Origin of the sequence: Nitrobacter winogradskyi (assembly GCF_006539545.1) — a bacterium.
Taxonomy (GTDB): domain Bacteria; phylum Pseudomonadota; class Alphaproteobacteria; order Rhizobiales; family Xanthobacteraceae; genus Nitrobacter; species Nitrobacter winogradskyi_A.
The window spans coordinates 16,881-29,387 of record NZ_BJNF01000054.1; the positions used below are offsets into that span (position 1 = coordinate 16,881).

The following is a 12,507-nucleotide window of genomic DNA, read 5'->3' on the forward strand; positions in this document are numbered from 1 at the left end:
CCGAACCTGATGATATCGGCCGTTCGCGATGGTTAAGCCTACCCGCCCAGCTTCGCGATCAGCGCGTCGGAGACCTCGAAATTGGCGTAGACGTTCTGGACGTCGTCATGTTCGTTGAGAAGATCGATGAGCTTGAGCAGCTTCTCGCCGGTGCTGTCGTCGACGGCGATCGTATTCTGCGGCCTCCAGATCAAAGCCACCTTGCGCGCCTCGCCGAACGTGCTTTCGAGCGCCCTGGCGACGTCGCGAAAGGTATCCTGCGCGGCATAGATTTCGTGACCGCCCTCGCCGGACACCACATCGTCGGCGCCGGCCTCGATGGCGGCTTCCAGCATGTCGTCGGCTGAAGCCTTGTCCGCGTCATATTCAATGACGCCGAGCCGGTCGAACATGAAAGATACCGAGCCGGTTTCCCCGAGGTTGCCGCCGGATTTGGTGAAGTACGAGCGGATGTCGGAGGCGGCGCGGTTACGATTGTCGGTCAGCACTTCCATGATGACCGCCACGCCGCCCGGACCATAGCCCTCGTAGCGCAACTCGTCGTAGCTTTCGGCATCGTTGCCGCTGGCCTTCTTGATCGCGCGCTCGATATTGTCCTTGGGCATGTTTTCCGCCCGCGCCGCGATCACCGCCGCGCGGAGCCGCGGGTTCATCGCCGGATCCGGCGTCCCGAGCTTGGCGGCAACGGTGATCTCGCGCGCAAGCTTGCTGAACAGCTTGGATTTTTGAGCATCCTGCCGGCCCTTGCGGTGCATGATGTTCTTGAACTGGGAATGTCCGGCCATCGGCAGGTCTCTCTCAAAATTCCGCCGGCCCGGCGGCGGCGCACCGGGCGGCTCGGCAAAGGGCATAAGCGGCGCGGCGTTATAAGACGGGATCGAACGAAATTAAAGACCAGGCCCGGTAGCGCCCGGCAGGATCGCGCGCTCGGAGATCAAGTTCTACGCGTTCCAAAAGCGCGATCACGTCCAGAACGAAGGCTCCGCCCGTTCAAGCCGTCCGCCTATGCGCACCGGAGCGATCTTGAGGGCGAGGCCTGTCGCGTCGTCTGTCTCGACCGCGACACCGCTCAGTGTCGCAGCGCCCGCGGCCGGCTCGAAGCGGCTGCTCGGAATGCCCGTGGTGAAGCGGCGCAGCGGCTCCTCCTTCTGCATTCCAATCACGGAGTCATAATCCCCGGTCATGCCGGCATCGCTCATATAGGCGGTGCCGCCGGACAGGATCCGGTGATCCGCCGTCGGCACATGGGTATGAGTCCCCACCACGAGACTGACGCGGCCGTCGCAGAAGAAACCCATGCTTTGCTTTTCGCTGGTGGCTTCGCCGTGGAAATCAACGATGATCGCGTCCGCCGCCTCGCGGAGCCGGCAGGCGTCGAGTTCATGTTCGATGGCATGGAAGGGGTCGTTGAGAGGCTCCATGAAGATGCGCGCCATGGCGTTGATGACGAGCGCGCGGCGGCCGTCCTTGGCGTCGATCATCGCCGCGCCGCGTCCCGGCGTGCCCGGCGGGAAATTCAGCGGACGAACGAGCCGGGGCGCGCGTTCGATGAACACCAGCGCCTCCTTCTGATTCCAGGCGTGATTGCCGAGCGTGATCGCATCGGCGCCGGCGTCGAGCAATTCCTGATAGATCGCCTCGGTGATGCCGAAGCCGCCCGCGGCGTTCTCGCCGTTGACGACCACGAGATCGAGCTTCCATGCGGTGACGAGTTCCGGAAGATAGTCGTTGATCGCGGTGCGCCCGGTCCTGCCGACAACATCGCCGATGAAAAAGATTCGCACGTCCTATTTGCTCCCGAACCTGAACACGCCGGTTTCGGTTAGCACATAATCGAGCCGGACGTCGTGGGACATTGCCGGCACCCGCGGCACCTCCTGCACCGCAAAGGCAAGGCCGATCGCGGTGACGGTCCTTCGTCGCCGCAGCGCCTCAAGCGTGCGATCGTAATAGCCGGCGCCGTAACCGATGCGATGGCCGATGCGGTCAAACGCCGCCAGCGGCACCAGCACGATGTCCGGGACGACCTCGACAGCACTGGCGGGCGGCTCGCAAGTCCCCAAGGCCCCGCGCACCAGCGCATCGCCCGGCATCCACGCGCGAAACACCAGCGCGGTGTCACGCGCCGCGATCGCCGGCATCGCAAGCGCCGCGCCCTTCCCGGCAAGGCTGCGCATCAGCGGCACGGGATCGATCTCGCTGCGGATCGGCGCATAGCCGGCGACGACTGTCGATGACGTTATATCGAGCGGAGGCATCCGCCGCGCCGCGATCGCCGGCATCGCAAGCGCCGCGCGGACGCGCTCCTCCGCGCTGAGGGCGTCGCGGCGAGCCAGTGCGGCAGCGCGCAACTCGTCCTTGGGCGGAGCATCAGGGGAAATCGGCATACAGAACGTTTATAACGTTTTTCGAACAAAGAAGATCGGCTCGCCCGACGAGCGCGCGAGAATTAAGATCACCGAAGCCACCGGAAAAACCGGCGCGGCTCAGGCCCCGGCCATCATTCGCGAAAGCAGATCTCCGGCACGGGCCGACAGGAGTGGCAGCTTTCGAGGGCATGTGAATAGGGAAGGAAATGCGCGAAGCCGCGACCGCCGTTGAAGCGCTCGATCCCGGAGTTCCCTACGAAAGTAGGTGGGCACCATATGACCGGATCCACGGACCCGGCCAGGGACAGTTCCCTTAAGGATCGATAAGGCCCCGGGGATTGTGGCTCCTGACGCGCGGCGCAGCCTCGCGAATTCAATGTAGGCCCGATGGATGCGAAGCGCCAGTGGATGATGTTGGCCTCTTTTGACTCAACCCTCCAGAGAAGGGAGCGAAAAGCCATCGCCTGTCCGAAGGGTTCTCTTCTCCTTTAGAGTTGATCACCCGATGGCGATGCCGCCGCCGACGGTGCGGTTCAACACCTGCGTGGTCTTCTCGATCCGGTGCGCCGCCATGTTCAGCGCGGCGACAACCGCTGTCTGCGTCGCGCGGGCGCGCTCGGCGGCCGCAGTGCGCACATCGCGCAAGGCCTTGAGCTCTTCCTCCAGCGCGCGGATGCGCTGCTGCGCATCCATCAGTTCGTCGGATGTCACCAGCGCCGCCATGACCTCCAGCCGCTGATCTCCGATCTCTCCGAACTTGCCGCGCAACTGGCCAATGCGGCTTTCCAGATCACCCGCGAGTTTCAGCAGCCGGTCTTCCTGGCCATCCTCGCAGGCCATCCGGTACTGGCGGCTATTGATGGTCACGTTGACGTGGCTCATGGCTTCTCTCCCGCCGCCTCGAGCACGGACTTGATGGTGCCGATCGCCGCGTCCAGCTTTTCAGCGATCTCACGATTGGTCCGCTCCAGCTTGCGCGTGCGCACCAGCGATCCGTCGAGTTCATCCGCCAGGCGGGAGCGATCCGCGCCCAGAGCCTGAATGCGGCTCGCCAGTTCGTCCTCGTCGCGGTCCGCGTCACGCCGCCGCTCCACGGCCCGTTCCAGCGCATCGAGCGCGGCCGTCAGCCGCCGGGTTGCGGCGTCGATATCGGTTCCCCCGCCACCATTGGGCGGTTCAGCACTGGCGGAACGATTGGCCGGTCGGTCGTTCATGTTCGTCCTGCACGCCTTTGGGCCGGCTGCCGGACAGGCTACAAAGCGGCGGCTCGGCAAGCCCTTAGGAACCAAAATTTACGTGGCGGACGAGGCCAGCGCAACGCCGGTGCAAAACTATGCACCACAAACATTCTCCCCGTCAGCGTCCCCCCCGGCACTTGGACTCCGCCGACGCAGGTGCTATGCCCCCGGCACGCCAGTCCTTTCTACTGGACTGCATCGAATTCCAATGTGAACCGTTTACTTAGCCCTCCTCCCTATCAGGACCGGATATCTCCCATGCCGACCGTCGACTCCTCCCGTATGGCAAATGCAATCCGCGCGCTCGCGATGGATGGTGTAGAAAAAGCAAAATCGGGCCATCCCGGCCTGCCCATGGGCACGGCCGACATCGCCACGGTGCTGTTCACCAAGTTCCTGAAATACGACGCCGCCGATCCGCACTGGCCGGACCGGGACCGCTTCATCCTTTCCGCCGGCCACGGCTCAATGCTGCTTTATGCGTTGTTATACCTGACCGGCTACAAGCAGATGACGCTTGATCAGCTCAAGAATTTCCGGCAGCTCGACTCCAAGACGCCGGGTCATCCGGAGAACTTCATCACCGAGGGCGCGGAAACCACCACCGGCCCGCTCGGCCAGGGTGTCGCCACCTCGGTCGGCTTCGCGCTGGCGGAACGGCTGCTGGCCGCCGAATTCGGCGGCGAGGTGGTCGACCACTACACTTACGTGCTGTGCTCCGACGGCGACCTGATGGAGGGCATCAGCCATGAGGCGATCGCGCTGGCGGGTCACCTCAAGCTCAACAAGCTGATTTTCCTTTACGATGACAACGGCATCACCATTGACGGCCCGATCTCACTGTCCGACGACGTCGATCAGGTGGCGCGTTTCAAGGCGTGCGGCTGGGACGCAAGGCGGATCGACGGCCATGATCAGAAGGCGATCGCCGCCGCGATCCGCCGGGCGCAGAAATCCGACAGGCCGTCGCTGATCGCCTGCAAGACCATCATCGGTTTTGGCGCTCCCACCAGGGCCGGCACGTCCAAGGCGCACGGCGAAGCGCTTGGCGCGGAAGAACTCGCGGGAACGAAGAAGGCGCTGGACTGGGAGTATGGTCCCTTTGAAGTTCCCGACGATGTCCTCAACGCCTGGCGGAGCGCCGGACGCAAGGGCAAGCGGCACAACAAGGAGTGGCGCGCGCGGTTCGCAGCCCAGCCCGATGCTCAGCGGGACGAATTCAAGCGTCGCGTCATCGACCGCAAGCCATCTCAAAACCTCAATGAGGCGATCCGCAAGCTCAAGGACAAGCTGGTCGCTGAACCGCCGACGGTCGCCACCCGCAAAGCCAGCGAAATGACGCTCGAGGCGCTGGTGCCGGCGGTGCCGGAACTGCTGCTCGGTTCCGCCGATCTCACCCCTTCGAACAACACCCGCACCAAGGGTCTGAAAGAAGTTGAGCCCGGCCAGTATGGTGGCCGCTACATCCACTACGGTATCCGCGAACTCGGCATGGCCGCCGCCATGAACGGTATCGCTCTGCATGGCGGATATGCGCCCGCCGGCGGCACCTTCATGTGCTTCGCCGACTATGCCCGCCCGGCGATGCGCGTTTCGGCGCTGGCGTATATTCCCACCATCTACATCATGACCCACGACTCGATCGGGCTCGGCGAGGACGGCCCCACCCATCAGCCGGTGGAGCATCTGGCAAGCCTGCGCGCGATGCCGAACATGCGAGTGTTCCGCCCCGCCGATGCGGTCGAGACCGCCGAATGCTGGCAGCTCGCCCTTGAGCGACCGAAGGGACCGACGGTTCTGGCCCTGTCGCGCCAGAATCTCACCCCTGTGCGCAAGACCGCGGACGCCGACAATCGCTGCGCGCAGGGCGCCTATGAACTGGTCGCAGCCAACGGAGAGGCGAAGGTGTCGATCTTCGCGTCGGGATCCGAAGTCGAGATCGCCGTTGCCGCGCAGCAGCAGCTCTCCCAGCGCGGCATCGCCGCGCGCGTGGTTTCGGTGCCCTCGCTGGAACTGTTGCTCGAACAGCCCGAGGATCGCCGGCAGGCCATTATCGGCAAGGCTCCCGTCAAGATCGCCGTGGAAGCGGCCGTGCGCTTCGGATGGGACGCCGTCATCGGGGCGGACGGCCTTTTCGTCGGCATGAACAGTTTCGGCCACAGCGCTCCCGCCAAGGACCTCTACAAGCATTTCGGCATCACCGCCGAAGCCGTGGTCAGCGCAGTGGAAAAACGCCTTGGCTGAGGTTGAGATTGCCTCAAAATCAAAAAGGCGCTAGCTAAAAACGGTGGAATGGATTTGACGTTCGCTGCTCGGCCAATCGTGGCCCTGGATGCGAATGGCAAATCCAAATTCCACTGACAACCTACATTCGCTGGCGGTCCCTGCGATTTCGACATTCGGAAAAGATGCTCTCGGAAATACGAGCATCGGAATGCCAAAACTCGGGCCGCTAGATATTACCAACGGTCGCGGCCTGGCAGAACCGGGCGAAAAGGCGTCGATGCTGCGCGCGGCAAACTATGGTTGCGCGCAGGGAGCGCCATCCATTTGAAGGAGAATGAACACATGGCAGTCCGGGTCGCAATCAACGGGTTTGGCCGCATCGGCCGCAATGTTTTGCGCGCCGTTTACGAGTCCGGCCGCGACGAGATCGAGATCGTCGCGATCAATGATCTTGGCCCGGTGGAAACCAACGCGCATCTCTTGCGCTTTGACTCGGTGCATGGCCGCTTCCCCTTCGAGGTGAAGGTCGAGGGCGACAGCATCGTGATCGGCAAGAACAAGATCAAGGTGATCGCTGAACGCGATCCCTCAAAGCTGCCCTGGAAGGAACTCGGCATCGACATCGCGATGGAGTGCACCGGCCTTTTCACCGCGAAGGAAAAAGCTTCCGCGCATCTCACCGCCGGCGCCAAGCGCGTGCTGGTGTCGGCTCCGGCCGAAGGCGCGGATCTGACGGTGGTCTATGGCGTCAACCACGACAAGCTGACGAAGGATCATCTGGTCGTCTCGAACGGATCCTGCACCACCAACTGTCTCGCGCCGGTGGCGAAGGTGCTCAACGACCTGATCGGCATCGAAACCGGCTTCATGACCACGATCCACGCCTACACCGGCGACCAGCCGACCCTCGACACCATGCACAAGGACCTCTATCGCGGCCGCGCCGCGGGTCTTTCGATGGTTCCGACCTCGACCGGCGCCGCGAGGGCGATCGGCCTGGTGTTGCCGGAGCTGAAGGGCAAGCTTGACGGTGTTGCGATCCGCGTGCCGACGCCGAACGTCTCGGTGGTCGACCTCAAGGTGATCGCCAAGAGAGAGACCTCCGCGAACGAAATCAACGAGGCGATGAAGCGGGCTTCATCACAGGAACTGAAGGGCATCCTCGGCACCACCGACCAGCCCAATGTCTCGAGCGATTTCAACCACGATTCGCACTCCTCGACGCTCCACATCGACCAGACCAAGGTGCAGAACGGCACGCTGGTGCGTGTGTTGTCGTGGTACGACAACGAATGGGGCTTCTCCAACCGCATGACGGACACCGCCGTCGCCATGGCGAAGCTGATCTGACACCACGGTATCCGGGCGCATCGCGGCGCAAGCGTCGCGGTGCGAAACCGGCGCCACTCAATACCGCAACTTTCCTGCGTGGCGGACCCGGTTTGCGGCGCACCGTTCACGCGGCACCGTGTTCGGGACATCCAGACCATGACAAATTCCTTCCGCACCCTCGATGACGTTGACGTTCGCGGAAAGCGCGTCCTGCTGCGCGTCGATCTCAACGTCCCCATGGAGCAGGGCCGCGTCACCGACGCCACGCGGCTGGAGCGGGTGGCCCCGACGATCACCGAGATCTCGGACAAGGGCGGCAAAGCGATCCTGCTCGCGCATTTCGGCCGGCCCAAGGGTTCCGACCCCAAGAACTCGCTGAGACCGGTCGCTGCGGAACTCGCCAAGGTCCTCGGCAAGCCGGTGGCCTTCGCCGACGACTGCGTCGGCGAACCCGCGCAACAGGCGGTCGCCGCGATGAAGGATGGCGACATCCTTTGCCTGGAGAACACCCGCTTCCACCCGGAGGAGGAAAAGAACGACACGGCCTTCGTCGCCGAACTGGCCAGGCTCGGCGACATCTGGGTGAACGACGCCTTTTCAGCCGCGCACCGCGCTCACGCCTCCACCGAAGGTCTCGGGCACAAGCTGCCGGGCTATGCCGGACGCACCATGCAGGCCGAGCTTGAGGCGCTCAACAAGGCGCTCGAAGCGCCGACCAAACCCGTCATCGCCGTGATCGGCGGCGCAAAGGTCTCGACCAAGATCGACCTTCTCGAAAACCTCGTCAGCAAGGTCGATGCGCTGGTGATCGGCGGGGGCATGGCCAACACCTTCCTGCACGCGCAGGGCGTCAGCATCGGCAAATCGCTGGCGGAGAAGGATCTCGCGGCGACCGCGCTGCGCATCATGGAAAAGGCCGAAGCCGCCAACTGCGCCATCATCCTTCCGGTGGATGCGACCGTGGCGTTCCATTTCGCCGCCAACACGCCTTCCCACGCCTACGGGCTCGACGCGATCCCGGCGGACGGCATGATTCTCGATGTCGGACCGCAGTCTGTGGAGCGCGTTCGTTCGGCCATCGACGACGCAGCCACGCTGGTCTGGAACGGCCCGCTCGGCGCGTTCGAACTGACGCCTTTCGATCGCGGCACCGTCGCCGCGGCAAAACACGCGGCGGAACGCACCAAGGGTGGCAAGCTGGTGTCGGTCGCCGGTGGCGGCGATACGGTCGCGGCGCTGAACCAGGCGGGCGTAGCCGGCGATTTCACCTATGTCTCGACAGCCGGCGGCGCTTTCCTGGAGTGGATGGAAGGCAAGCCGCTGCCCGGTGTCGAGGTGCTGAGGGCAAAATGACGCTGCTCCTCGCGGCAAAATGAGTTGCGGTGCCGGAAAGCCGCAACTCTCATGCCTGCATGATCCTCGAAACCCGGCATCCTTAGCGGACGTCGGAAGAGAGCATGCAGGAGGTAGCCGCTCATGAATCTCGATGACCTCAACAAAGTGGCGCAGGCGATGGTCGCGCCGAGCAAGGGCATTCTCGCCGCCGACGAATCGTCGCCCACCATCACCAAACGCTTCAATGCCATCGGCGTGACATCGACCGAGGAAAGCCGCCGCGACTATCGCGAGATGATGTTCCGGGCGACCGGCGCCATGACGCAATACATCTCCGGCGTAATTCTCTACGACGAAACCATCTGGCAGAGCGCCAGGGACGGCACGCCGCTGATCAGGCTGATCGAGCAGGCCGGCGCGATTCCCGGCATCAAGGTCGATGAGGGCACGCAACCCCTGCCCGCCTGCCCCGGCGAACTCGTGACCGTCGGGCTGGACCGTCTCGCCGAGCGCCTGAACAAATACCATGCCCAGGGCGCACGTTTCGCGAAGTGGCGCGCGGTGATCGACATCAACGCGGCGGGCCGTATCCCGAGCATGACGGCGATCGGCGTCAACGCCCATGCGCTGGGGCGCTACGCCGCGCTATGTCAGGCGGCCCAGATCGTGCCGATCGTCGAGCCGGAAGTGCTGATGGACGGCGACCACGACATCGATCGCTGCCTTGAGGTCACGACGCGCGTCCTCAACGTGACCTTTCAGGAGTTGCGGAAGCAGCGTGTCGCGCTGGAAGGCATGATCTTGAAGCCCAACATGGCGATCGCGGGCAAGAAGAGCGGGAAGAAGGCATCCGTGGAAGAAGTCGCGGAAAGGACGGTGCGCATGTTGAAGGCCTGCGTGCCCGCCGCCGTCCCCGGCATCGCCTTCCTGTCGGGCGGTCAGTCCGACGAGGAGGCCACCGCTCATCTCGACGCCATGAATCGGATGGGCAACCTGCCGTGGAAGCTCACTTTCTCCTACGGCCGCGCGCTGCAGGCGGCGCCGCAGAAAGCGTGGTCCGGCAAGCCCGAGAACGTCGTCGCCGGGCAACGGGCTCTCATCCACCGCGCGCGGATGAATTCGCTCGCAACCAGGGGAGCTTGGAGCGCCGCCCTTGAAGAGAAAGCTACGTGAGCTTCTGAATCCAACCTGATTTTGCCGCCATTGCGAGCGACCCAAGACGCGCCGGGTTTGCATTGAATTATAACGATTGAGTTTTTCACCTCTCCCGCTTGCCGGGAAGTTTCACAGTGCTCAATGATGCGTTTCTCACCATATGAAAACGCTCAAGAGGTTCAGGCTTGATATGCCGCCGAAAGCCGCACCATCACGACCAGCCCCCCGGCTTTATCTCGCGACGCCGGTCATCGACGACCCCTCGCACGCCGCGGCACAGCTTCCCGCGCTCCTCGCGACGGCGGATGTCGCCGCGGTGCTGGTTCGGCTCTCGCCGTCCGATCCGCGCACGATGATATCGCGCATCAAGGCGCTGGCGCCCTCGATCCAGAACAGCGGCGCCGCGCTTTTGCTCGATGGTCACGCCGATCTGATCGCAAGGGCAGGCGCCGACGGCGCGCATCTCACCGGCATCGAGGCATTGCAGGAGACGCTGCCCGCGCTGAAGCCCGACCGTATCGCAGGCGTCGGCGGCCTGTCGACACGCCATGATTCCATGATCGCGGGCGAGGCCGGTGCCGATTACGTGCTGTTCGGCGAGCCGGATAAGACCGGCGACCGTCCGTCCGCGGAAGCGATCGCCGAGCGGCTGGCATGGTGGGCCGACCTGTTCGAGCCACCGTGTGTCGCCCACGCGACGAATTCCGATGAAGCTCGGCTTTTCGCGGCATCGGGCGCGGATTTCGTGCTGATCGGCGACATCGTCTGGAACGACCCGCGCGGCGCGGCGGCGGCACTCACGGATATCGCAACCGCAATCGCACAAGGTTACGGATCGCAAGGCGTCGCGGGGCGCCCGGACCCTCCATATGGCGTCAGGGGCGCCGGATGAGTTTGCTGCGTCCGGTCGCCATCGTCGCCGGCCTTCTCATGCTTGGGGAGAGCGCGGCGGCGCAGCTCCAACCGTCGCCGCCGGCCGATCCGCCGTCCGCCGGCAAGAGCGTCAGGACCAAGGCCATCAAGCCGCCGCCGCCAACGCCGCCCGCCAGGCCAGAGCCGGATAACAAGGCGAACGCGCAGGCCGCCGACGATCCGAATGCCGATGCGGTTTACGGCGCCTATCAGCGCGGCCGTTACAAGACGGCGTTTGATCTCGCCTTGAAACGGGCACAGGAGGACAAGAACCCCGCCGCCATGACCATGCTCGGCGAGCTCTATGCCAATGGGCTCGGCGTCAAACGCGACTACGGCAAGGCGATCGAATGGCATCAACGTGCGGCCGATCTGGGCGATCGAGAAGCCATGTTCGCGCTCGCCATGCTTCGCATCAGCGGACGCGGCGGACCGCCCGACAGGGCGGGCGCGGTGAAATGGCTGGCCGCGTCGGCCAAGCTCGGCCAGCCCAAGGCCGCCTATAATCTGGCGCTTCTCCACATGGACGGGCAGACGCTGCCGCAGGATTTCAAACGCGCCGCCGAACTGCTGCGATTCGCAGCCGACGCCGGCAGTCCGGAAGCGCAGTATGCGCTGGCCACTTTCTACAAGGAAGGCACCGGCGTCGAAAAGAATCTCTACAAGTCGGTGCGGCTGTTACAGGCGGCCTCGCTCGCCGGCAACGTCGACGCCGAAGTCGAATATGCGATCGCGCTGTTCAACGGCAACGGCACCCAGAAGAACGAGGCGGCCGCGGTATCGCTGCTGCGCAAAGCCGCCAGGCGCAACAGTGCGATCGCCCAAAATCGTCTCGCCCACGCCCTTGTCGCAGGCATGGGCGTCGCGGTGGACAAGGTCGAAGGCCTGAAATGGCACATCGTTGCGAAAACCGGCGGCAAGGGCGATCTGCAGCTTGACGCGGCGATGGCGCAGGCGACGCCCGAAGAACGCGCCAATGCGGAGAGCGCCGCCCGCAAATGGCTCGGAATCAAATGAACCGCTTGACGGGGGCTTCCGCGCAGGGCACCCAGACCTCATCATCCATCCGAGCCCCATCATGCTGCAATCCGCTCTTATGAACGTCATGGTCAAGGCTGCGCGCCGCGCCGGCCGTAGCCTGAAACGCGATCTCGGCGAGATCGAGAATCTTCAGGTGTCACTGAAGGGACCTGCGAACTTCGTGAGCCTTGCGGACAAGCGCGCGGAGGACATCCTGTATGATGAACTCAACAAGGCGCGTCCCGGTTACGGCTTTTTCGGTGAGGAAGGCGGCAGCCGCGAGGGCACGGACAAGAGCCACACCTGGATCGTCGATCCGCTCGACGGCACCACCAACTTCCTGCACGGCATTCCGCATTTCGCGATCTCGATCGGCCTGCAGCGTGACGGCGTGCTGATCGCCGGCCTCGTTTACAATCCCGCCAATGACGAACTCTACACCGCGGAGCGCGGCAAGGGAGCATTCCTCAACGATCAGCGGCTGCGCGTGTCGGGACGCCGCCAGATGAACGACTGCGTGATCGCCTGCGGCCTGCCGCATATCGGACGCGGCGACCACGAATTGTCGCGACGGGAGATGGCCGCCCTCCAGCCGAAGGTGGCGGGCCTGCGGCGCTTCGGCGCGGCCTCGCTCGATCTCGCTTTCGTCGCGGCGGGCCGCGTCGACGGCTACTGGGAACGCAACCTGCAACCGTGGGATATCGCGGGCGGGCAGATCATCGTGCGCGAGGCAGGCGGTATCGTCAGCGGCATCCAGGGCGACGACGATCCGCTCACGACCGGCCATGTGATCTGCGGCAACGAATTCGTCCACGCCGAACTCGTGAGGATCATCAAGCCGCTGGGATAGAGCACTTTCCGGCGAAGCGGATGACCTGTTCACCGCAAGAAAAATACGACCAGACAATAATTTCCAGAGC

Annotated in this window: 12 protein-coding genes and 1 other RNA gene; 7 read left to right on the forward strand and 6 right to left on the reverse strand. The window is 64.1% G+C overall.

All coding sequences use genetic code 11. The features are described from left to right. Window positions 1-38: 38 nt before the first annotated feature. The 6 genes from NWI01_RS10440 to NWI01_RS10465 all read right to left on the reverse strand — a co-directional run bounded on the left by NWI01_RS10440 (window position 39) and on the right by NWI01_RS10465 (window position 3,583). On the reverse strand, window positions 39-785 hold the full coding sequence (locus tag NWI01_RS10440; protein ID WP_141383783.1) for a YebC/PmpR family DNA-binding transcriptional regulator: 747 nt from the start codon (window positions 783-785) through the stop codon (window positions 39-41). A gap of 177 nt (window positions 786-962) precedes the next feature. Further along, window positions 963-1,784 (reverse strand): TIGR00282 family metallophosphoesterase, encoded by an 822-nt coding sequence (locus NWI01_RS10445; protein WP_141383784.1) that lies wholly within the window; start codon window positions 1,782-1,784, stop codon window positions 963-965. Window positions 1,785-1,787: 3 nt separating this feature from the next. Further along, window positions 1,788-2,387, reverse strand: coding sequence for a 5-formyltetrahydrofolate cyclo-ligase (locus NWI01_RS10450; protein ID WP_141383785.1), 600 nt, complete (start codon window positions 2,385-2,387; stop codon window positions 1,788-1,790). Window positions 2,388-2,578: 191 nt separating this feature from the next. Further along, a non-coding RNA gene (ssrS, locus tag NWI01_RS10455) (6S RNA) lies at window positions 2,579-2,738 on the reverse strand. Between the two features lie 129 nt (window positions 2,739-2,867). Further along, window positions 2,868-3,251, reverse strand: a complete 384-nt coding sequence (locus tag NWI01_RS10460) for a cell division protein ZapA (protein ID WP_141383786.1) — start codon at window positions 3,249-3,251, stop codon at window positions 2,868-2,870. Then, the gene (locus NWI01_RS10465; protein WP_141383787.1) at window positions 3,248-3,583 is read right to left on the reverse strand and encodes a DUF4164 domain-containing protein; all 336 of its coding nucleotides are present in this window, start codon (window positions 3,581-3,583) and stop codon (window positions 3,248-3,250) included. Before NWI01_RS10465 ends, NWI01_RS10460 begins: the two co-directional genes overlap by 4 nt. 282 nt (window positions 3,584-3,865) lie before the next feature. On the opposite strand from NWI01_RS10465, the gene tkt reads away from it, so the two are divergent. From tkt to NWI01_RS10505, 7 genes are all read left to right on the forward strand, one after another. Further along, window positions 3,866-5,851 (forward strand): transketolase, encoded by a 1,986-nt coding sequence (gene tkt, locus NWI01_RS10475; protein WP_141383788.1) that lies wholly within the window; start codon window positions 3,866-3,868, stop codon window positions 5,849-5,851. A 324-nt stretch (window positions 5,852-6,175) separates the two neighbouring features. Beyond that, window positions 6,176-7,183: a type I glyceraldehyde-3-phosphate dehydrogenase gene (gene gap / locus NWI01_RS10480; RefSeq protein ID WP_141383789.1), complete on the forward strand. Its 1,008-nt coding sequence runs from the start codon at window positions 6,176-6,178 to the stop codon at window positions 7,181-7,183. 138 nt (window positions 7,184-7,321) lie between these two features. Continuing rightward, window positions 7,322-8,518 (forward strand): phosphoglycerate kinase, encoded by a 1,197-nt coding sequence (locus NWI01_RS10485; protein ID WP_141383790.1) that lies wholly within the window; start codon window positions 7,322-7,324, stop codon window positions 8,516-8,518. Between the two features lie 123 nt (window positions 8,519-8,641). Beyond that, on the forward strand, window positions 8,642-9,673 hold the full coding sequence (locus NWI01_RS10490; RefSeq protein WP_141383791.1) for a class I fructose-bisphosphate aldolase: 1,032 nt from the start codon (window positions 8,642-8,644) through the stop codon (window positions 9,671-9,673). Between the two features lie 172 nt (window positions 9,674-9,845). Beyond that, window positions 9,846-10,547, forward strand: a complete 702-nt coding sequence (locus NWI01_RS10495; RefSeq protein ID WP_141383795.1) for a thiamine phosphate synthase — start codon at window positions 9,846-9,848, stop codon at window positions 10,545-10,547. Next, window positions 10,544-11,584 (forward strand): tetratricopeptide repeat protein, encoded by a 1,041-nt coding sequence (locus NWI01_RS10500; RefSeq protein WP_141383792.1) that lies wholly within the window; start codon window positions 10,544-10,546, stop codon window positions 11,582-11,584. The genes NWI01_RS10495 and NWI01_RS10500 overlap by 4 nt, the downstream gene beginning before the upstream one ends. Before the next feature lie 61 nt (window positions 11,585-11,645). After that, window positions 11,646-12,437 carry an inositol monophosphatase family protein gene (locus tag NWI01_RS10505; RefSeq protein WP_141383793.1) on the forward strand — a complete coding sequence of 264 codons (792 nt, stop codon included), beginning with the start codon at window positions 11,646-11,648 and terminating at the stop codon, window positions 12,435-12,437. The last annotated feature ends 70 nt before the right edge of the window (window positions 12,438-12,507 follow it).